The sequence below is a fragment of the Polynucleobacter sp. AP-Sanab-80-C2 genome, assembly GCF_035012965.1.
GTDB lineage: Bacteria > Pseudomonadota > Gammaproteobacteria > Burkholderiales > Burkholderiaceae > Polynucleobacter.
The window spans coordinates 114772-132544 of the sequence record NZ_JAYGQS010000001.1 but is presented as its reverse complement, the minus strand read 5'-3'; the positions used below and the strand labels follow the sequence as shown (position 1 = coordinate 132544).

General features: G+C 45.0%; 18 protein-coding genes. 17 read left to right on the top strand and 1 reads right to left on the bottom strand.

Annotation, left to right across the window (positions count from 1 at the left end; all coding sequences use genetic code 11):
- The first annotated feature begins 30 nt into the window (after positions 1 to 30).
- Genes glp through moaE form a run of 3 tightly spaced genes read left to right on the top strand, consistent with a single transcriptional unit; the run spans position 31 to position 1990 of the window.
- Positions 31 to 1257 (top strand): gephyrin-like molybdotransferase Glp, encoded by a 1227-nt coding sequence (glp, locus tag VC178_RS00650; RefSeq protein ID WP_416350526.1) that lies wholly within the window; start codon positions 31 to 33, stop codon positions 1255 to 1257.
- Positions 1258 to 1275: 18 nt separating this feature from the next.
- Positions 1276 to 1533: a molybdopterin converting factor subunit 1 gene (gene moaD / locus VC178_RS00645; RefSeq protein ID WP_215296454.1), complete on the top strand. Its 258-nt coding sequence runs from the start codon at positions 1276 to 1278 to the stop codon at positions 1531 to 1533.
- Between the two features lies 1 nt (position 1534).
- On the top strand, positions 1535 to 1990 hold the full coding sequence (gene moaE / locus VC178_RS00640; RefSeq protein ID WP_215296455.1) for a molybdopterin synthase catalytic subunit MoaE: 456 nt from the start codon (positions 1535 to 1537) through the stop codon (positions 1988 to 1990).
- A gap of 13 nt (positions 1991 to 2003) precedes the next feature.
- Here moaE and VC178_RS00635 read toward each other — a convergent pair whose 3' ends face one another.
- On the bottom strand, positions 2004 to 2243 hold the full coding sequence (locus tag VC178_RS00635) for a GIY-YIG nuclease family protein (RefSeq protein ID WP_216124422.1): 240 nt from the start codon (positions 2241 to 2243) through the stop codon (positions 2004 to 2006).
- Positions 2244 to 2348: 105 nt separating this feature from the next.
- On the opposite strand from VC178_RS00635, the gene clpB reads away from it, so the two are divergent.
- The 14 genes from clpB (at position 2349) to VC178_RS00565 (ending at position 17768) form a co-directional block, all read left to right on the top strand.
- On the top strand, positions 2349 to 4952 hold the full coding sequence (gene clpB, locus VC178_RS00630) for an ATP-dependent chaperone ClpB (protein ID WP_323481239.1): 2604 nt from the start codon (positions 2349 to 2351) through the stop codon (positions 4950 to 4952).
- A 51-nt stretch (positions 4953 to 5003) separates the two neighbouring features.
- Entirely contained in the window at positions 5004 to 6239 is a 1236-nt protein-coding gene (locus VC178_RS00625) for an MFS transporter (protein ID WP_323481238.1), read from the top strand.
- 281 nt (positions 6240 to 6520) lie between these two features.
- Positions 6521 to 7819, top strand: coding sequence for an isocitrate lyase (gene aceA, locus VC178_RS00620; protein ID WP_215296459.1), 1299 nt, complete (start codon positions 6521 to 6523; stop codon positions 7817 to 7819).
- Between the two features lie 100 nt (positions 7820 to 7919).
- Complete coding sequence (locus VC178_RS00615) at positions 7920 to 8360, top strand: HIT family protein (RefSeq protein ID WP_216178208.1); 441 nt, start codon at positions 7920 to 7922, stop codon at positions 8358 to 8360.
- A 50-nt stretch (positions 8361 to 8410) separates the two neighbouring features.
- A complete protein-coding gene (locus VC178_RS00610) occupies positions 8411 to 9394 on the top strand; it encodes a TRAP transporter substrate-binding protein (protein WP_323481237.1) in 984 nt (327 codons plus the stop codon).
- 5 nt (positions 9395 to 9399) lie between these two features.
- The gene (locus VC178_RS00605; protein ID WP_323481236.1) at positions 9400 to 9954 is read left to right on the top strand and encodes a TRAP transporter small permease; all 555 of its coding nucleotides are present in this window, start codon (positions 9400 to 9402) and stop codon (positions 9952 to 9954) included.
- Positions 9951 to 11261: a TRAP transporter large permease subunit gene (locus tag VC178_RS00600; protein ID WP_323481235.1), complete on the top strand. Its 1311-nt coding sequence runs from the start codon at positions 9951 to 9953 to the stop codon at positions 11259 to 11261. Before VC178_RS00605 ends, VC178_RS00600 begins: the two co-directional genes overlap by 4 nt.
- Positions 11262 to 11267: 6 nt before the next feature.
- Positions 11268 to 13031 carry an urea amidolyase family protein gene (locus VC178_RS00595; protein ID WP_323481234.1) on the top strand — a complete coding sequence of 588 codons (1764 nt, stop codon included), beginning with the start codon at positions 11268 to 11270 and terminating at the stop codon, positions 13029 to 13031.
- The gene (locus tag VC178_RS00590) at positions 13028 to 13756 is read left to right on the top strand and encodes a 5-oxoprolinase subunit PxpA (RefSeq protein WP_323481233.1); all 729 of its coding nucleotides are present in this window, start codon (positions 13028 to 13030) and stop codon (positions 13754 to 13756) included. Before VC178_RS00595 ends, VC178_RS00590 begins: the two co-directional genes overlap by 4 nt.
- 71 nt (positions 13757 to 13827) lie before the next feature.
- On the top strand, positions 13828 to 14499 hold the full coding sequence (locus VC178_RS00585) for a 3-oxoacid CoA-transferase subunit A (protein ID WP_215319771.1): 672 nt from the start codon (positions 13828 to 13830) through the stop codon (positions 14497 to 14499).
- Positions 14496 to 15158: a 3-oxoacid CoA-transferase subunit B gene (locus VC178_RS00580; RefSeq protein WP_216178214.1), complete on the top strand. Its 663-nt coding sequence runs from the start codon at positions 14496 to 14498 to the stop codon at positions 15156 to 15158. Before VC178_RS00585 ends, VC178_RS00580 begins: the two co-directional genes overlap by 4 nt.
- Positions 15148 to 16146 (top strand): tripartite tricarboxylate transporter substrate binding protein, encoded by a 999-nt coding sequence (locus tag VC178_RS00575; RefSeq protein ID WP_323481232.1) that lies wholly within the window; start codon positions 15148 to 15150, stop codon positions 16144 to 16146. Before VC178_RS00580 ends, VC178_RS00575 begins: the two co-directional genes overlap by 11 nt.
- 33 nt (positions 16147 to 16179) lie before the next feature.
- On the top strand, positions 16180 to 17352 hold the full coding sequence (locus tag VC178_RS00570) for a thiolase domain-containing protein (protein WP_323481231.1): 1173 nt from the start codon (positions 16180 to 16182) through the stop codon (positions 17350 to 17352).
- Positions 17349 to 17768: a Zn-ribbon domain-containing OB-fold protein gene (locus tag VC178_RS00565; RefSeq protein WP_216124404.1), complete on the top strand. Its 420-nt coding sequence runs from the start codon at positions 17349 to 17351 to the stop codon at positions 17766 to 17768. Before VC178_RS00570 ends, VC178_RS00565 begins: the two co-directional genes overlap by 4 nt.
- Positions 17769 to 17773: the final 5 nt, after the last annotated feature.

The window sequence follows — 17773 nt, the reverse complement described above, 5'->3', positions numbered from 1 at the left end:
ACAATCCATATTGCTATGACTAAGCCACCGATGTTGACTGCGCAGCAGGCTTTAGATCACTTACTCTCCCATGCCAAGCCAGTAGAGGAGAGTGAAAGCATTCCAATGCAAGCAACACTTGGTCGTGTACTTGCAGAAAACGTCAGTAGCTTAGTGGATGTGCCACCGCTGGATAACACTTCGATGGATGGTTATGCGGTTCGCACTGCGGATACCCAAAATTCTGGAAGTATCCTCAGAATCGCGCAACGCATCCCAGCAGGTTCAGTTGGCATTCAACTAGAGCCTGGTACGGCAGCACGGATTTTTACGGGAGCTCCCATACCTCCTGGCGCTGACGCAGTCGTTATGCAAGAAGATTGTGCCGTTCCTGAAGGGGTAGCGGATCAAGTGCAGGTCAATATTGCTCCAGTATCAGGCCAGTGGATTCGCCGCAAAGGTGAGGATTTAAGCGCTGGCAAAATGGCATTAACTGCTGGAACATATTTGCGCCCTCAAGAGTTGGGTGTAGCAGCATCTGCAGGATTAACTCACTTAAACGTGAAGCGTCGCGTCAAAGTGGCCACCTTTTTTACCGGCGATGAATTAGCCTTACCAGGTGAACCTTTAAAGCCAGGTGGCATCTACAACTCCAATCGCGATACCTTATTAGCCTGTCTCCGATCCTTGGGTTGCGACGCTACCGATTTGGGGATTGTTCCGGATCGTTTGGATGCTACTCGCGCCGCATTGCGTAAAGCAAGCAAAGATCATGATTTGATTATTACTTCAGGTGGCGTGTCTGTTGGCGAAGAAGATCATATTAAGCCTGCAGTGAATGCTGAGGGTAGATTAGATCTTTGGCAGATTGCTATCAAGCCGGGTAAGCCATTAGCATTTGGTGCGGTTCGCAAATCGGATGAGCCAAAAGAGGGTGAGGCTTGGTTTATTGGATTGCCTGGCAACCCAGTATCTAGCTTTGTCACCTTTCTGCTGTTTGTGCGCCCTTTTATTTTGAAGTTGCAGGGGCGTGAGGCTAAGCTGCCACAGTCTTATTTAATGCGTGCTGATTTTGATTGGCTGAAAGCAGATCGTCGTAATGAGTTCTTGCGGGTAAAGATCAATGCAGTGGGCGGTTTAGATTTATTCCCGAACCAAAGTTCTGGAGTGCTCACTAGTGCTTCATGGGGCGATGGCTTGGTAGATTGCCCGCCAGGACAGCCCATCAAAAAGGGTGATATGGTCAAGTACATTCCTTTTGAAGCGCTTCTTAAGTAATCGGTTTACGATGCTCTAATGAAACTTGAATTACGATTCTTTGCCTCATTGCGTGAAGCCCTCGAGACTTCGCAAGAAAGCATTGATGCTCCAGCAACAGTTAAGACCATCGCTGATCTCAGAATCTTTCTGGCGCAACGCGGTGGAGCTTGGGCTCAGGCATTGGCTGAAGGAAAAGCGTTGCGTTGCGCACTCAATCAACATATGGTGGATGCAAATACAAGCTTGCAAGAAGGTGCTGAAGTAGCTTTTTTCCCACCGGTGACTGGTGGCTAATATGCCAATCAGAATTCAAGAAAACGATTTTGATCTGAGCGCTGAGATTGCAGCGCTTCGTCAGGGCGATCCAAGAGTGGGCGCAGTAGTCACTTTCTTGGGCACTGTCCGCGACATGAATGATGGCAGTCAAGTCAAAGAGATGACCTTAGAGCATTACCCCGGCATGACCGAAAAGGCTTTAGAAGAAATCATTACTCAAGCTAAAGCACGCTGGGACATATATCAAGCACTAGTCATTCATCGAGTTGGTCCGCTGTTACCAGAAGATCAAATCGTTTTGGTTGCTGTAACTAGCGCCCACAGAGGGGAAGCTTTTGCTGCTTGTGAATTTATGATGGATTACCTAAAAACTGCCGCCCCATTTTGGAAAAAAGAAGATACTCCTGGGGGTGCTCGCTGGGTAGATGCTCGTGTCACAGATGATGCTGCAATGGCGCGCTGGAAGAAGAATTAAAACCTCTTAAGTCCTATTTAAAAAATCCTAACTTTTCTGATCTTGGCAGTTGTTTTAATTTCATCTCGGCCTTAGAGGCCTCTGAGCGATCTGGGTGCTCTTGGGTCGCCAAGAGGATAACTGGTCTTCGTGACCGGGTGTAGCGAGCGCCTTGCCCTGAATTATGGGCTTCCAGGCGATGCTCCAAGCGATTGGTAATGCCAGCGTAGTAGCTACCGTCAGAGCACTCTAGTAAATAAACAAGCCAGGTCAAAATAGCTCACATTTAGGGTTAAAAAGGGCGTAAATAGCCTTGAAATTGTCATTATTGCCCTTATATTCTATAGATAGAAATACATGGAATACATGAGGCATAAAAATGAGAATAGATAAATTAACAACCAAATTTCAAGAGGCTTTAAGTGAAGCGCAAAGCATCGCTTTAGCTAAAGATAATCAATACATCGAGCCAGCCCATGTCTTGTTGGCAATGTTGCGTGACTCTGATGGATCTGCAAAGAGCTTATTAACCCGTGCAGGCGTCAATGTTCCAGGCCTTGAAAAAGGCGTGGAGAAAGTCATTAGCAATTTGCCTGAAGTGCAGGGTACTAGTGGTGAAGTGCAAGTGGGTCGTGATTTGAGTAATTGGCTCAACCTATGCGAAAAAGAGGCGAATAGGCGTAATGATCAATTTATCGCTGGCGAGTTGTTCTTGCTAGTGGTGGCTGATGATAAGGGCGAGCTTGGCAAGGTAGCCCGCGAGAATGGTTTAAATCGTAAATCGTTAGAGGCGGCTATTGATTTAGTACGCGGAGGGGAATCAGTGAATAGTGCAGATGCTGAAGGTCAACGTGAAGCCTTAAAAAAATACACAATCGATTTAACTGAGCGCGCTCGTATGGGTAAGCTCGACCCCGTCATTGGTCGTGATGATGAGATTCGTCGCACCATTCAGATCTTGCAACGTCGCGGTAAAAACAACCCAGTGTTGATTGGTGAGCCTGGTGTAGGTAAAACCGCCATTGTGGAAGGCTTGGCACAGCGAATTGTGAATGGCGAAGTACCTGAGACTTTAAAAAATAAACGTGTCTTAGTTTTGGATATGGCTTTGCTATTAGCAGGCGCTAAGTATCGAGGTGAATTTGAAGAGCGTCTGAAGGCGGTCTTGAGTGATGTAGCTAAGGACGAAGGTCAAACCATCATCTTTATCGATGAAATTCATACGATGGTAGGTGCTGGTAAGGGGGATGGCGCAATGGATGCTGGCAATATGCTCAAGCCTGCATTAGCGCGTGGTGAATTGCATTGTATCGGTGCGACCACTTTAGATGAATACCGCAAGTACATTGAGAAGGATGCTGCACTCGAGCGCCGCTTCCAAAAAGTGATGGTCGAAGAGCCCAGTGTTGAAGCGACGATTGCGATCTTGCGTGGATTACAAGAACGCTATGAGCTCCATCATGGAATTGAGATTACCGATCCTGCGATCGTTGCTGCTGCAGAGTTATCCCACCGCTATATTACCGATCGTTTCTTGCCAGATAAGGCAATTGATCTGATTGATGAGGCGGGTTCACGTATTCGGATGGAAATTGATTCCAAGCCAGAGGTGATGGATAAGCTAGAGCGCCGATTAATTCAGCTCAAGATTGAGCGTGAGGCCGTTAAGAAGGAAAAAGATGAGGCTTCACAAAAGCGCCTTGCTTTGATTGAAGATGAGATCAAGCGTCTAGGTGCTGAATATGCAGACCTAGAAGAGATCTGGAAAGCAGAGAAGGGCGCTGTATTAGGTGCTGCCAATTTGAAAGAAGAGATTGAGAAAGTGCGCGGAGAAATTGCTAAGTTGCAACGTGAAGGCAAGCTAGAGAAGGTCGCTGAATTGCAATATGGCAAATTGCCAGAGCTTGAAGCGAAGCTTAAATCTGCAACTGCTGCTGAAGCAAAGGGCGGTAAAGACGGCGTTGTCAAGAACAAGTTGTTACGTACTCAAGTAGGCGCAGAAGAAATCGCCGAAGTCGTTTCTCGTGCGACGGGTATTCCGGTATCGAAGATGATGCAAGGTGAACGCGACAAACTTCTCAAGATGGAAGAGTTGCTGCATAAGCGCGTAGTTGGCCAAGAAGAGGCTATCCGTGCAGTATCCGATGCTATCCGTCGCTCGCGCGCTGGCTTGGCTGAAGAGAATCGTCCTTATGGATCATTCTTATTCTTGGGGCCAACAGGTGTTGGTAAGACAGAGTTGTGCAAAGCCTTAGCTGGCTTTTTATTCGATAGTGAAGACCACTTGATTCGGATCGATATGAGTGAGTTCATGGAGAAGCACAGCGTTGCCCGTTTGATTGGCGCGCCTCCAGGCTATGTTGGTTACGAAGAGGGAGGCTACTTAACAGAGCAAGTCCGCCGTCATCTATACAGCGTCATCTTGTTTGACGAAATCGAAAAGGCGCACCCAGATGTCTTTAACGTCCTTTTGCAAGTACTTGATGATGGCCGTTTAACGGATGGTCAAGGCCGTACTGTAGATTTCAAGAACACTGTGATCGTGATGACGAGTAACATTGGCTCTCATTTGATTCAGTCAATGACGGATAAGAAGCAAGCTGAAATTAAAGAAGCCGTATTTGAAGAGTTAAAGAATCATTTCCGTCCAGAGTTCTTGAATCGAATTGATGAGATTGTGGTGTTCCATGGCTTGGACAAGGCTAATATTGCTAATATCGCGAAGATCTTGCTCAAAAACTTATCGGATCGTTTGGTTAAGGTCGATATGCAGCTTGAGGTTAGTGATGCAGCCTTAAGCAAGATTGCGGAAGTCGGTTTTGATCCAGTATTTGGTGCGAGACCACTGAAGCGTGCCATTCAGCAGCATATTGAGAACCCCGTTTCCAAGATGATTTTGGAGGGTAAGTTCGGTCCTAAGGATGTTGTGCCAGTGGATGTGGATAAAAAAGGCGACTTTAGCTTTACTCGTCAGGTTCACTAGTACTCCAATAGTATTTCTGCAGGAATATTCCTGCGCCAGTAAACTCGGCACATGACTGTTGCGCTTAGTAGGCGTGCCAGTGATGTCCGGGTGATTGGTCTTATTAGCCTGGCGCACGGCAGCTCACACTTCTTTCATTTAGTTCTTCCTCCCATGTTTCCATGGTTGAAGGACGCATTTGCTCTGAGCTATGCTGAGCTTGGCTTACTGATGTCCATCTTTTTTGTGGTCTCCTGTGTTGTGCAGGCATCCTCAGGATTTTTAGTCGATCGTATTGGGGCTAGACCAGTTTTATTTGCAGGGGTCGGTTTACTTGCGCTTGCAGCCTTAACGTATTCTCAAAGTAACGGCTATCTCATGTTGATCATGGGCGCTGTCATTGCTGGATGTGGTAACGGCATCTTTCACCCAGTTGATTACACTCTGATCAATCATAAAATTTCTCCACCAAACTTACCTTATGCCTATTCTATGCATGGGGTAACAGGTTATTTGGGGTGGGCTGCCGCACCTGCATTTATGGTGGGTATTGCGCAGTTTTCTGACTGGCGTATTGCTTTCCTATCGGCCGCTTTGCTTGAGGCCATCATTCTCGTGATTCTTTGGGTTAATAAAAACCAGTTACTAGATAACGTCAAAGAGCGTCATGAGAGTAGCCATGCCAGTGCTCAAGCTGCCAATCCTGGTGGTGCACCAGAGAGTGCATTTGCTTTCTTAAAATTGCCAGCTGTGTGGTTTTGCTGGATGTTCTTTTTTTTCAGCATGGCCTCCACTTCAAGCTTACAGTCTTTTGCCCCAAGCACACTCTTTAGTATCTATGAGTTGCCATTAACGACGGGTAGTTATTACATTACGCTTCTGGCATTGGGTAGCGCTGGAGGTGTTTTGTTCGGAGGGTATTTAGCTGCTAAATTGCAAGCCCCAGAGCGCATAGTGTCAACTTGTTTATCTGTGACGGTAGTCATGTGCTTGCTGCTAGCTACGGGCTTTATTTCGCTTGAACTGATTCCAATTATTTTCTTTGCGCTAGGTTTTGGATACGGTGTAGTGGCACCATCACGAGATCTATTGGTTAAGAAAGCAACTCCGCAAGGCGTAGCGGGTCGTGTATACGGAATTGTTTATTCAGGCATTGATTTGGGTGCAGCAGTGGGACCTTTTATCTTCGGTCTCTTTATGGATGCTGGATTGCCGAAAGCCTTATTCATTGGCATTGTGGTGTTTCAGCTGATGATTATTCCCACGGTCTTTAAAGTCTCTTCAGACATTGCTCCTAAAGCAAAATAGCGACTGTTTAATATTTCATGATGTGAAATGTTATTACACTGAGTAAAATGCAGTGCAATATAAACAAGGCAACTCAATTTCGTGTCATGGTTAATCATTTCGTATTGCAAAATAAAATTGATAAGTAATTGAATTTAAAGAGTTAAATAATTGATATAAAGTTGTTAATTCCCCTTCCCCCATTTTTTAAACTCTCTAAACTCTTATATAAGACATAAGACTTGAATGGGTCTTAACCGGTCTCAAATTTTGAAGTACTTGTTTAACTTAGGGAGAAAACCATGGCAGATCGCAAAGCAGAAATCGCAGCCTTACAGAAGGATTGGGATACCAACCCACGTTGGAAAGGTATTACTCGTGGTTATACGGCTGAAGATGTTGTCCGTCTTCGTGGCTCATTGAAGATTGAGCACACTTTAGCCAAGCACGGCGCAGAACGTCTTTGGGAGTTGGTGAATAACGAAGCTTATGTCAACTGTTTGGGAGCCTTGACTGGCGGTCAAGCGATGCAACAAGTGAAAGCTGGCATTCAGGCAATTTACTTATCTGGTTGGCAAGTTGCTGCTGACGGGAATTCATATGCAGCGATGTATCCCGATCAATCTTTATATCCAGTCGATTCAGTTCCAAAAATGGTTGAGCGTATTAATAACTCATTCCAGCGAGCTGATGAAATTCAGACTGCAAAAGGGATCAATAAAGGCGATGTTGGTTATATCGAGTACTTTGCGCCGATCGTTGCTGATGCTGAAGCAGGTTTTGGTGGTGTATTAAATGCGTTTGAACTAAGTAAAGCATTAATTAAACAAGGTGCGGCTGGCGTTCACTTCGAAGACCAATTATCTTCGGTGAAAAAGTGCGGTCACTTAGGTGGCAAAGTATTGTTGCCAACGACAGAGTCTGTACAAAAGTTGATCTCTGCACGTTTAGCTGCTGACGTGATGGGTGTGCCAACGATTATTCTGGCTCGTACCGATGCTGAAGCTGCTGACTTATTGACCTCTGACTATGATGAAAACGATAAGCCATTCTTGACTGGCGAACGTACCCCAGAAGGTTTTTATAAAACACGTAAGGGCTTAGATCAGGCAATCTCACGTGGTCTGGCATATGCTGCATACGCTGATATGGTTTGGTGTGAAACAGGTACGCCTGATCTTGATTTTGCTCGTAAATTTGCTGAAGCCATTCGTGCGAAGTTCCCAGGCAAGATGTTGGCTTATAACTGTTCACCCTCTTTCAACTGGAAGAAAAACTTGGATGATGCAACGATTGCGAAGTTCCAACGTGAGTTGGGTGCGATGGGTTACAAATATCAATTTATTACTCTCGCTGGCATCCACTCGATGTGGTACAACATGTTCGACTTGGCGCAAGACTACTCTAAGCGTGGCATGACTGCTTATGTTGAGAAAGTGCAAGAGCCCGAATTTGCTGCCCGTGACCGTGGTTACACATTCGTTTCACATCAGCAAGAAGTGGGTACCGGCTACTTCGACGATGTCACTACCGTCATTCAAGGTGGTAAGTCTTCTGTGACTGCATTGACTGGTTCTACTGAAGAAGAGCAATTCCATTAAGAATCCCTAAGCAGTTTTAAGTAGTAGCACCCTTACTACTGCGGCATCTAAATTACCCTACAAGGGTGACTTAGGTGCCGTTTTCGTATACATTCTTCCCATGGCAAATTGCGTACTCTGTAAAGACGATCTCAGACCTGAAGAGGGTGAACTCATTTGGCGCGGTGATGACTGTCGAGTCATTCTGGTGAATGACCCTGATTTGCCAGGATTCTGTCGTGTGATTTGGAATCGGCATATCGCAGAGATGTCAGATCTCACTTATGGTGAGCGTGAGCATGTCATGAGCCTGGTATTTGTAGTTGAAGAGGCAGTGCGTCATGTCATGCATCCAGACAAGGTCAATTTAGCAGCCTTAGGTAATATGGTCCCGCATATTCATTGGCACATCATTCCTAGATACCAAGACGATGCTTTTTTCCCAGCTTCGGCCTGGTCAGCTAGAACTCAAGAGATCTCGAAATCCACATTAGAGAGTAGAAGGGCGCTGTCTAAGCAGCTGCCATTAGCAATTAAAGAGGCAATTTCTCAGTTATATTAGTATTAAATTTAAGCAATACCCTCCCTCATAAAATTCAACTGGAGACAAAAATGAGTTTGCAATTCATAAAGCATTCCAAGTCCTTGATTGCTGTGTTATTTGGCTTTTGGGTTCTGAGCGCTCAAGCCCAAACTAAATGGGATTTGGCAAGCGCCTACCCAGTTAGCAATTTTCATACAGAAAATCTGCAGCAATTAGCTGCTGACGTAGAAAAAGCTACAGGGGGCTCGTTAAAAATTGTTGTGCATCCTAATGGCTCTCTGTTTCCTGCAAATGGAATTAAGCGAGCAGTTCAAACTGGGCAGGCGCAGATGGGAGAGGTTTTAATCTCCGTGCTTGCTAATGAGAATCCGATTTTTGGCGTCGACTCCATTCCATTCTTAGCAACAAGTTATAAAGATTCTGAAAAGCTTTGGAAACTTTCAAAAAATGCCACAGAGTCTGCGCTGCAAAAACAGGGTTTGAAAGTAGTTTATGCGGTACCCTGGCCTCCGCAAGGTCTTTACTCCAAAAATCCAATTAACTCTGGCACTGATATGAAGGGCTTGAAGTGGAGGGCCTACAACCCAGCGACATCGAAGATTGCAGAATTGGTTGGCGCTCAGCCAGTAACAGTTCAGGTTGCTGACTTAGCGCAAGCGATGGCAACAGGAACGATTAATTCAATGATGACTTCTGGTGCTACTGGCGTAGATATTAAAGCTTGGGAGAGCTTAAAGTATTACTATGAAGTTGATGCTTGGTTGCCTAAGAATATTTTGATGATTAATCAAAAAGCTTTTGACTCCTTAGATAAACCCACTCAGACTGCATTATTGAAAGCATGTGCTGAAGCTGAAAAACGGGGCACAAAAGTTTCCGAGGAAAAAACCAAGCTTTACAACGAAACTTTGGCAAAAAATGGCATGCTTGTGCAAAAGCCATCCACCCAATTAAAGAATGATCTAGATAGAGTGGGTCGTATTATGGTCGCTGAGTGGATTCGAAGCGCTGGCGATGAAGGTCAAAAAATTATCGAAGACTTTAAGAAATAAAATTGATGCCAGCCTTGCGAAGTCTGTATGGTCGTTTGCTTGATGGCTTAATTCATTGGGCCGCCGTTTTGGCGGCCTTATGCATTCTGAGTATTTGTGTTTTGATGGTATCAATGTCGTTATCCCGAGAATTTGGCATTAATCTGCGTGGCGCTGATGATTTGATTGCTTGGTTCTGCGCTGCATCTGCATTTTTAATTTTGGGGCAAACCTTTCAGCATGGCGGTATTGTCAGAGTCGAAATATTTTTAAGTAGACTTGGCCCAATCTGGAAAAATCGCCTGGAGATATTTAGCCTTGCAGTTATGTCTGGATTCTGCTTGTTTGCACTCTTAGCTTTTTCATTATTCGTCTACCAGAGTTGGGAATTTAATGATGTTTCTCAGGGTCAAATCATTGTGCCACTCTGGATGCCTCAGATTTTTGCTGCGCTGGGATGCTTGATATTTTTCTTAGCAGTTTTAGATGAGTTTTTTAGAGTGCTACGTGGAGGTAAGCCTCGTTATCAGCAAATGGCTGAGGAGCGTTTAAGCGCTGGCGATTTTGGAGAGACTCTTTGAGTATTACTGTAATCGCATTGATATTGTTGGTATTGATGACCTTCTTATTGCTGATGGGAATTTGGATTCCAGCAGGTGTAGCAATTACGGCTTGGTTTGGCTTAGCTGTCTTTTCTGATAAAGACACCATGATGAATTTGGCTAATGTCTGGTGGAATTCAAGTTCATCCTACACTTTGGCCTCACTTCCATTATTTGTTTGGATGGGAGAAATTTTATTTAGAACAAAGCTCTCAGAACAAATGTTTACTGGATTATCTCCTTGGCTGAATTGGTTGCCAGGTAGGTTGATGCATGTGAATATTTTGGGTTGTGGAATTTTTGGCTCTGTATCTGGATCATCTGCTGCAACGTGCGCGACGATTGCAAAATCTGCTCTGCCTGAATTAACTAAGCGTGGTTATGACGAAAAGATTACCCTGGGGTCCTTATCCTGCGCTGGTACTTTGGGAATTTTGATTCCCCCGTCAATTACGATGGTGGTCTATGCTGTAGCAGCGGATCAATCCATCATTCGTATTTTTTTGGCAGGATTTATACCCGGCGCTATCTTGATGGGCTTATTCTCCGGGTACATCATTGTTTGGGCGCTACTCAATCCCGATAAGACGCCTCCTGCAGAAAGGTATTCTTGGCAGCAGCGCATTCATTCAATTGGGCAATTAATACCCTGTACTGCCTTAATTATCTTTATTGCATGGTTGATGTTGGCTGGATACTCTACTGCAACTGAGGCTGCTGCTTATGGGGTAGTGGGGTCGTTGATTTTAGCGGCAGCTGGCAGAAACTTATCATGGAGTAATTTTTGGCAAAGTCTTCTATCGGCTACAAGGCTGACTGCAATGATTATGTTTGTTTTGGGGGCGACCTCTTTTTTGTCAATTGTCATGAGTTACACCGGAATCCCAAGGGGGCTTGCTGAGTGGGTGCAAAGTATGTACCTTTCACCTTGGGCCCTTATTTTTGTTTTGACAATTATTTACATCTTATTGGGAACGGCATTAGATGGCATTTCAATGATTGCCCTAACAACGGTAACTGTCCTGCCTATGGTTCAGCAGGCTGGATTTGATTTGGTATGGTTTGGGATCTTTATTGTCTTGTTGGTCGAGATTGCAGAAGTGACGCCACCGGTTGGTTTTAACTTATTTGTTTTGCAGAGTATGACCGGCAAGGATAGTAATTACATCGCTAAGGTCTCGCTACCTTTTTTTGGCATGATGGTATTGGCGGTGGCTTTAATCACCATTTGGCCTGATTTGGTGACATGGTTGCCTGATCAGTTTTTGCAAAAAGAAATTAAGTAATGCCCGATGGCTTTAAAGAGTTCTCAAAAGTCTTCTAGTGAAATCAATATCTTAGATGTTGGTGATGCAGCCCTCTTAGTCGATTTTCGGGGGCAAAGTAATGCGCTGACTAAAGTTCATCAATTGTGTGAGCTTTTATTGTCCAATTCTCCTCCTTGGTTGCTCGACGTTATTCCGGGTATTGACAGTCTTTTAGTCTGTTTGAATTTTGAAAGCCTTGAATTTGCGCAGACACGTTCGAGTGCGCGGATTGCTTTGCAGGCTGCTCTCAAAGACATTTCCAGCTCAAGTAAATTACCAGAAAAAAATGAGCTGACATATCGTATTCGAGTTTGCTACGACCCTGAGGTGGCTCCTGATTTATTAAGTAGTGCGCAAAAATGTAAGATGACGGTTCGGGAATTTATCAATCGACATAAAAACTCAGAAACATATGTCGACATTTTGGGTTTTATGCCTGGTTTTGCATACTGTAGCGGCTTAGATCCAGCCTTAAGATTGCCTCGCCTTGAATCCCCGCGGACTGCCGTGCCAGCTGGGTCTGTGGCTATTGCTGAGTTACAGACTGGGCTGTATCCAAAATCTACTCCAGGGGGCTGGAACGTTATTGGGAGAACGCCAGATATCTTGTTCGACGCTACAAGAGTGCCACCTAATTTATTGACCCCCGGCACTCGAGTTGAATTTATTGAGATCAGCTTAGATGAATATAAAAAGATTCAATTAGAGGCAACGCAAAACTCCTCGCAATTAGAAAATTTAGTACTAAGTAAAGTCAATACAGTTGATGTTATTACCTCTGGTACTTTAACCACCATTCAGGATCTTCCGCGCCATGGTTATGCACATTTAGCACTTAGCTCGGGTGGCCCCGTCGATGTAGATAGCGCAGCTTTAGCAAACGCACTCATTGGTAATCTAACAAGTGCCGCAGGGCTGGAGATTACAGGCATTGGGCCTCAATTGTTGTTTCATACTGATACTTGGGTTGCTTGGGTGGGCGCCTATTGTGAGGCGAAAATTGATGGGAGACGTGTCTTTGGTAATCGCCCAATCCGAATTCATCAGGGTCAAATCCTTCGTTTTTCCTCAATGCAACAAGGTTATAGAATTTTCTTGGCGATTGCTGGAGGTATTCTGACGAAATCTATTCTGGGGGGCGGTAGTTCACATTTGAGTTCGGGTATTGGAAGTAAGCCGATACAAAAAGGGGATGTCCTCTATTTATCGCAACCTCATTATTCTGATGAAAAGCCACTACTAGAAAATATGATGAAGCGTGGTGCGGACTCTACGAAGTGGTTTATTGCTTCTCCAAGCATTCCTACTCATGAAGCTCAATTTATTGCAGCAATCCCAAGCTTGCACTTGGATTTACTCAGTGATCAAGATCAAGAATTGCTTTGGAAGACGGTTTGGACGGTTTCATCGCAAAGTAATCGTATGGGCATGCGATTGGATAGTCACTTCAAAATTTCTAGTTCTATTGCTGGCATACCTTCGCAAGGTATCTGGTTTGGCACGGTTCAGTTACCACCTTCTGGACAGCCAATCTTGATGTTATCCGAACATCAGACTACGGGTGGCTACCCTAGATTATTAGAGGTAGTACGCTCTGAACGTTCAAAATTGGCACAATTAAAGCCTGGAGATAAATTCCAATTTATAAGAGCTACACTGGAAGATGCCGATAAGATAAATGCTTTGTACTTTGCTAACCAGATTAAAACCTTGAATAATATTGAGTCTGCTCTATTGTGTAAGTTATGACAAAGAAAATTGATCTGAATTGCGATATGGGTGAGGGGTTTGGGGTCTGGCAGATGGGCGATGACTTTTCGTTGCTCGACTATATAGACTCTACCAATATTGCTTGTGGCTGGCACGCTGGTGATCCTGAACGGATGAAAAATTTAGTCGCTGCTGCAATTCAGAAAAATGTTTTTATTGGGGCTCACCCGAGCCTGCCAGACTTAATTGGTTTTGGTCGAAGAGAGATGGCCGTTACCCCTAATGACGCCTATAACTACGTGATGTATCAGGCAGGGGCTCTGAAAGCTTTTATTGATTCCATGAATGGCAACTTGCATCATGTCAAGCCACATGGAGCTCTTTATAACCAGGCCGCCAAAGATATAGAGTTGGCTAAAGCAATTGCTCTGGCTGTCAAAGATTTGGGAGGGGATGTCATTTTGTATGGCTTAGCAGGTAGTTGCTATGTTGAAGCTGCAAATGCGGTAGGTGTTCAATTATGGCAAGAGGTTTTTGCGGATAGACGTTATACCTCTCAAGGATATTTAGTGCCACGCTCTGAAGTAGGTGCATTAATAGAGGATGAAGATGAGGCTGCGCAGCAAGCTGTTCGGATGGCTTCTAGCAACGAAGTGCTCTCGATTGATCAAAAGCTTGTCAAGCTACAGGCCGACACACTTTGCATTCATGGAGATGGCCCCTCCGCCCTTGATTTTGCAAGAAAGATCAGATCTTTACTCTGATGCATTAAATTAGTAGAAATTGGGCAAAAAGCTGAAAAGCGGTACCCATAAAAAATAGATGGAGACAGGAAGTGATAGACAAAATCATTCCTAGCGTGGCGCAGGCTGTGCAGGATATTAGTGATGGCTCAACCATTTTGGTTTCGGGTTTTGGTGGTGCAGGCCTCCCCATTTACTTATTGGATGCTTTAGCAGAGCAGGGCGCGAAGAATCTGACGATCGTCAGCAATAATGCCGGCAACTCTGGCATTGGCATATCCAAATTGATTGGAGCTGGACAGGTTAAGAAGATGGTTTGTTCTTTTCCCCGTCAACCAGAATCTGGCGCATTTGATGATCTCTATCGTGCAGGTAAGATTGAATTAGAACTTGTTCCCCAAGGCACTCTAGCAGAACGTATTCGTGCTGGTGGTGCAGGTATCGGTGGTTTTTACACGCCAACGGGCTTTGGCACCGAGCTTGCAAAGGGTAAAGATACGCGCGTAATTGACGGCGTGAATCATATTTTTGAAACTGCCATTAAAGCGGACTATGCATTGATAAAAGCTGACAAAGGTGATCGTTGGGGAAATCTAACCTATCACCGTACTGGTCGCAACTTTGGTCCGATTATGGCTACAGCCGCTCGTTGCACCATTGCGCAAGTCAATGAAGTTGTCGAGCTCGGCACATTAGATCCAGAGAATGTAGTGACTCCCGGAATTTTTGTAAAACGCGTGGTACCTGTTGGAGGTAAATCATGATTGATCTCTCTAAAGTACAAAAGCGTTCAACCGCCGACATTGCCAAGCGCATTGTTCAAGATATACCAGACGGTGCTCATGTCAACTTGGGTATTGGTCAGCCCATGACGATTTGTAATTATTTACCTGCAGATAAAGAAATCTTGATGCATTCTGAGAATGGACTGCTTGGTATGGGCCCATTAGCAAAAGACCATGAAATCGATGAAGAGTTGGTGAATGCAGGTAAGCAGCCTGTCACTATGTTGCCAGGTGCCTCGTTATGTCATCATGCCGATTCTTTCGTGATGATTCGTGGCGGGCATATTGATATCTGTGTATTGGGTGCCTTTCAAGTTTCTGTCAAAGGCGACATTGCAAACTGGCGAACTGGTGACCCTAAGGCAATTCCAGCGGTGGGTGGTGCAATGGATTTAGCTCTTGGTGCCAAGAAGTTATTTGTGATGATGGAGCACCTAACTAAGTCAGGGGAATCTAAGTTCGTTCAAGAATGCACTTATCCTCTCACTGCTTTGGCAGCGGTAGATTGCATCTACACCGACTTAGCAACGGTTGCTGTAACACCAGAAGGTTTAGTAGCGGTCGATTGGATCGATGGCCTTAGCTTTGAAGAGTTGCAAGAGCTAAGTGGTGTACCAATGCGTCAGCTTGAGAAATAATTTGGTTTCTAGCTTGCAATCTAAAAAGTTTTTCTCAGTCCTGATATTTTGGATGGGATTGAGTTCGGCCTTTGCTGCTGATAGCGTATCCACGTATCCCAATAAACCTATTCATTTAATTGTTGGCTTTTCTCCTGGCGGCTCGGCTGACACAGTAGGGCGCGCCCTGGCAGAAGGCTTATCGAATCGACTGGGGCAAGCTGTTGTGGTTGAGAATAAGGCCGGCGCTAACGGCAATATTGCTGCAGAGTTAGTAGCTCGCTCTGCTCCAGATGGCTATACCTTGTATTTCCCATCCATTGGTCATGCAGTGAATGCGTCTCTGTATAAAAACTTGCCCTATGACCCGGTGAAGGATTTCACAGCCATCGGTGGAGTATTTTCAGCTCCCAATATCCTAATCGTTCCAGCGAACTCACCCTATAAATCAGTTGGTGAATTGATTGCAGCAGCTAGAGCAAACCCTGGCAGACTGACCTTTGCCTCTAGTGGCAGCGGAACATCTGTCCATCTCTCAGCCGTGCTATTTGAAAAAATGGCTAAGATTGACATGATTCATGTGCCATACAAAGGTACTGGCAGTGCCATGCCTGATGTGATCTCCGGTCAAGTAGATATGAGTTTTCCGAACTTACCAAGTGGTCTGCCCCATGTGAAGTCGGGTAGCTTAAGAGCGCTAGGGATTACTACTGCAAAACGATCAAGTGCTGCACCCAATATTCCAACCATCGCAGAATCTGGCTTGCCTGGTTATGACATGGCAACCTGGTATGGCTTGGTTGCTCCTGCAAACTTACCAGTAGAGATTCGTAATCGCTTGAACAAAGAATTGCAAAGTATTTTGGCGGATCCTAAATTTAAGGATAAGCTGATTGCACAGGGTGCTGATCCCATGCCAGGAACATCCGAACAGTTTTCTTTATTCATTAAAAGTGAAATTGAAAAGTGGCGTAAGCTAATTGCGCAATCACAAATTACGATTGATTAATGATCGATTTAAGGGTTTACTAAAGGAAGATTCATGTCATTTACATCCAATACCTGTATTGCTGGAATATATGAGCATCCCCTCAGGGTGGCGCCCGATCATACGGTTGCTCAGCTGCATGCGGAAGTAGCGCGTGGGGCTTTGCAAGACGCCGGCCTAACACTAGATGATGTTGATGGTTATTTTTGTGCAGGTGACGCGCCTGGTATGGGTCCTGTATCCATGGCAGATTATTTGGGTTTGAAAAAACTCACGTATTTAGATTCAACGGATACTGGTGGATCTTCCTATTTAACTCACGTGAACCATGCCGCTCGTGCGATTGCAGCAGGCCAGTGCAAGGTAGCTTTAATTACCTTGGCCGGACGGCCGAAGTCTGAAGGCTCTAGCGGTACACAAGTTCGTAGTCAATGGGCTAGTGCTCCTGATTTTGCTTTTGAAAAACCGTATTCACCAGCGCCATTAAATACTTATGCCATGTGTGCTATGCGCCATATGTATGAGTTTGGCACTACCAGTGAGCAGCTTGCATGGATCAAGGTAGCAGCTTCACATCATGCACAGCATAATCCTCATGCAGCATTGAAAGATGTTCTGACTGTTGAAGATGTCTTGAACTCCCCAATGATTGCTGATCCTTTGCATCGTGCTGACTGCTGTGTAGTAACAGATAGCGGCGGTGCTTTGGTCGTAGTTCATCCCGATATTGCGAAGACCTTGAAAAAACCGGTAGTGACCATGATGGGCGCCGGTGAAACGACGAAAGGTCAGATGGGTGGCAAGGTCGACCTTACTTATTCTGGGTTAGCTTGGGCTGCACCCTTAGCATTTAAGGAGGCCAAGTTAACACCTGAGCAAATTCGGTATGCATCTATTTATGACAGCTTCACCATTACCGTCCTGATTCAGTTGGAAGATCTAGGGTTCTGTAAGAAGGGTGAGGGTGGCAAGTTTGTTGAAGGTGGTCAATTAATTTCAGGCAAAGGTCGGTTAGCTTTTAATACCGATGGAGGCGGCTTATGCAATAACCATCCAGCTAATCGCGGCGGTATGACAAAAGTCATTGAAGCAGTCAGACAGTTGCGTGGTGAAGCGCATCCAGTAGTACAAGTCCCCAATTTAGAGTTTGCACTTGCCTCAGGTATTGGTGGCGCACTGGGTACTCGTCATGGTGCAGCAGTATTAATTTTAGGGAGACTGTCATGAGTCAAGTAAATGAAAAAAATTCGGCTAATACAGAATATCGTTTGCCAAGCCCAGTTGCTAATCCTGAAAATAAGGCTTTCCTAGAAGCTGCGCAGAACAACCAATTGGTCTTAAAGCATTGCAATGCTTGCAAAGAAGTGCATTACTATCCACGCACGATCTGTCCGCATTGCGGCAGTAATGATACGACTTGGGTGAAATCTGCCGGCCTGGGTGAAATCTACTCCTATACCGTGATGAGACGTGGTGTCGAAGTGCCGTTTGCGATGGCCTATGTGCGCTTAAATGAGGGCATCTCCATACTGACTCATTTGACTCATTGCGATTTTGATTCGATTCGCGTTGGGCAAAAGGTGAAGGTGGTATTTCAGGAAACACAAGATGGGCAAAAAACCCACCTCTTTGAACCTGTCTAAAAAGG

Bases quoted from the DNA above. Each gene is read 5' to 3' on its own strand.
- VC178_RS00605 (WP_323481236.1), top strand. From the start codon at position 9,400: ATGCCAGCCTTGCGAAGTCTGTATGGTCGTTTGCTTGATGGCTTAATT.
- VC178_RS00570 (WP_323481231.1), top strand. From the start codon at position 16,180: ATGTCATTTACATCCAATACCTGTATTGCTGGAATATATGAGCATCCC.
- clpB (WP_323481239.1), top strand. From the start codon at position 2,349: ATGAGAATAGATAAATTAACAACCAAATTTCAAGAGGCTTTAAGTGAA.
- aceA (WP_215296459.1), top strand. From the start codon at position 6,521: ATGGCAGATCGCAAAGCAGAAATCGCAGCCTTACAGAAGGATTGGGAT.
- VC178_RS00615 (WP_216178208.1), top strand. From the start codon at position 7,920: ATGGCAAATTGCGTACTCTGTAAAGACGATCTCAGACCTGAAGAGGGT.
- VC178_RS00625 (WP_323481238.1), top strand. From the start codon at position 5,004: ATGACTGTTGCGCTTAGTAGGCGTGCCAGTGATGTCCGGGTGATTGGT.
- moaE (WP_215296455.1), top strand. From the start codon at position 1,535: ATGCCAATCAGAATTCAAGAAAACGATTTTGATCTGAGCGCTGAGATT.
- VC178_RS00610 (WP_323481237.1), top strand. From the start codon at position 8,411: ATGAGTTTGCAATTCATAAAGCATTCCAAGTCCTTGATTGCTGTGTTA.
- VC178_RS00595 (WP_323481234.1), top strand. From the start codon at position 11,268: ATGGCTTTAAAGAGTTCTCAAAAGTCTTCTAGTGAAATCAATATCTTA.
- VC178_RS00590 (WP_323481233.1), top strand. From the start codon at position 13,028: ATGACAAAGAAAATTGATCTGAATTGCGATATGGGTGAGGGGTTTGGG.
- glp (WP_416350526.1), top strand. From the start codon at position 31: ATGTTGACTGCGCAGCAGGCTTTAGATCACTTACTCTCCCATGCCAAG.
- moaD (WP_215296454.1), top strand. From the start codon at position 1,276: ATGAAACTTGAATTACGATTCTTTGCCTCATTGCGTGAAGCCCTCGAG.
- VC178_RS00565 (WP_216124404.1), top strand. From the start codon at position 17,349: ATGAGTCAAGTAAATGAAAAAAATTCGGCTAATACAGAATATCGTTTG.
- VC178_RS00580 (WP_216178214.1), top strand. From the start codon at position 14,496: ATGATTGATCTCTCTAAAGTACAAAAGCGTTCAACCGCCGACATTGCC.